This window comes from Acidovorax sp. KPB24-03 (assembly GCF_057546605.1).
The window spans coordinates 1-2,431 of the sequence record NZ_BAAJYR010000477.1; the positions used below are offsets into that span (position 1 = coordinate 1).

The 2,431-nt window shown below is 69.6% G+C and carries 3 protein-coding genes; all 3 read left to right on the top strand.

The window, feature by feature from the left end:
* Positions 1–192 (top strand): BolA family protein (locus tag AC27KI_RS22830; RefSeq protein ID WP_487113621.1); only part of this gene is annotated, 192 nt, incomplete at its 5' end.
* A 114-nt stretch (positions 193–306) separates the two neighbouring features.
* Positions 307–603: a 2Fe-2S iron-sulfur cluster-binding protein gene (locus tag AC27KI_RS22835; protein ID WP_487090862.1), complete on the top strand. Its 297-nt coding sequence runs from the start codon at positions 307–309 to the stop codon at positions 601–603.
* 124 nt (positions 604–727) lie between these two features.
* On the top strand, positions 728–2,431 hold a 1,704-nt coding region (locus tag AC27KI_RS22840; protein WP_487115989.1), incomplete at its 3' end, for a DUF2235 domain-containing protein.

A 2,431-nucleotide genomic window follows, 5' to 3' on the forward strand; every position in this document is an offset into this window, starting at 1 on the left:
CACCTCGCGCTGGAAGGCGACGGACGGCACTGGTACGCCACCATCGTCTCGGCCGAGTTCGAGGGCAAGCGTGCCATCCAGCGCCACCAGCGCGTCTATGCCACGCTGGGCACCCGCATGCAGACCGACGAGGTGCATGCGCTGTCCATGAAGACCTTCACGCCCGCCGAGTGGGCCGCGCAGGACGCCTGACGGCCTGCGGTTGGTTGCCCACTTTTTGATAGCTATATGCCCTAGTGTTGATTGCACTGGAAGCCTTTTTCATCCTTAACCCTCTCGTTCACTGCCCTCCTGTGGCCGTTCGCCATGAGTGACCCTTCCTCCGTTCCCTTTTTCACCGCCCGCGTCGGCGACGACGGCATCCAGTGCGATGCCTGGCCCGAGCAGCCCTTGCTGCTGTCGCTGGAGCAAGGCGGCATCGACTGGCCCAGTTCGTGCCGCAACGGCACCTGCCGCACCTGCATCGGCCTGCTGGCCGAAGGCGAGGTGCGCTACGCCATCGAATGGCCCGGCCTGTCGGCCGAGGAGCGTGCCGAGGGCTGCGTGCTGCCCTGCGTGGCCTACCCGGTGGGCGACGTGCGGCTGGAAGCGCCCGGCATCTGAAGCCGGCTGAAATGATCTGAACCCGTGCCCGCCCCGCGCTCCCATGGGGCGGGCACCCTTGCTGCGGCGCGCGTTCATCGCCCAGAATCTCCCGGACACGCATCGCCACGGGAGGGAGGACACCATGAACGCCAAAAACACGCCGGCCGCACCGGCCGCCCATGCCAACGCCACGGCACCGGACGCCGCCGACCGCGCGCCCACACGCGAGGCCATCCTGGCCGAATGCATCGCCGCGGACGAGCAATGGGCCGCGCAGCCGGGCCGCAACCTCGTGCTGCTGTTCGACGGCACCGGCAACATCCTGGGCAACCAGCAGGACACCAACGTGGTGAAGCTGCTGCGCATGCTTGGCAAGGGCCGGGACGCATCGGGCAGCGAGCCCACGCAACTGGTCTATTACGACCCCGGCGTGGGCACCACCAATGAATTCCCGGCGGACGGCATCCTGTCCAAGGCCAGGAACCAGCTGCGGCAACTGGCCGGGCTGGCGCTGGGCAGCGGCGTGTTCCCCAACATCGCCGAGGCCTACAAGTTCCTCGTGCACACCTATCGGCCGGGCGACCGCATCTACCTGTTCGGCTTCTCGCGTGGCGCGTTCACCGCGCGGGCGGTGGCCGGCATGATCAACATGTACGGCCTCATCCACACCGAGGGCCTGCCGCTCATCGAAACCCTGGTGCGCACCTATTTCGCCCCGAGCGGCCAGAAGAACCAGGCCGGCACCAGGAGCCGCGAGGCCTTCGCGCGCGACGTGATCGACAATTTCTCGCTGGGCCGCACGCCGCTCGTGCACTTCGTGGGCGTGTGGGACACGGTGGAGGCCATCGGCAGCGGGCTGCTGGGCGGCATCAAGATCACCAACTCCACCGAGTTCGCCCGCAAGCGGTTCGCCAACGTGCGCCATGCCATGTCGCTGTACGAATCGCGCAGCAAGTACTCGCCCCGGCGCTATGCCGACCCGCACTTCACCGAGCGTGAGCGCCCATGGCGCAGCTACGACCAGCGCTGGTTCCGCGGCGTGCACAGCGACGTGGGCGGCTCGTACGCGCGCGACGGGCTGTCCAACCTCACGCTGAAATGGATGGTGGACGAGGCCTTCGCCAAGGGCCTGCGCGTGGACCGGGGCCAGCTGCAGCCCGGCGACCCGCTCACGGCCATGCACGACCAGGCCTACGACTGCCCCTACTGGGTCTGGACCGGCCTCAATGCACGCGAGCGCTTTCCGAGCGACTTCATCGATCCCACCGCCCGCCCGGTGGACGGCGCCGTGCCCGCCAACACCGTGCCGCGCACGCAGCCCTGGCGCTGGCTGGGCGTGGCGCTGGCGGTCGTCACCGCCGTGCTGTTCGCCATCACGTTCCAGTTCGGGCAGGCCGCCTGCGACCTGCAGTCGGCGCCGGGGTGGGTGCAGGGCCTGCCCTCGGGCTTTCAGGTGACGGCGCACTGGCACGCCGGCTGGGGCGTGGTCTGCGGCGGCACCGACAGCGTGCGCCGCGCCATCGCCTGGGACTGGGCCCTGCTTGCCAGCTACGCCCTGTGGCTGGCCTATCCGGTGGCCTGGGCCCTGCGGCGGCTGGTCGCGCGGGCCGTGCCGCCGGGCTGGGCCCTGGGCTGGCTCTACCGCCATGCCCACTGGACGATGCTGGCCCTGGTGCTGTCGGACATGGTGGAAAACTACGCCACGCTGCACATGCACCACCCGCACTGGCCCACGGTGCTGACGGTGGCCAGCGGCCTCAAACTGCTGTCCCTGCTGCTGCTGGCGTGGGTGATGGTGGCCGGTGCCCTGGCCGGGCGCGAGGGCGGCCGGCCGCGGCCCGCCTCG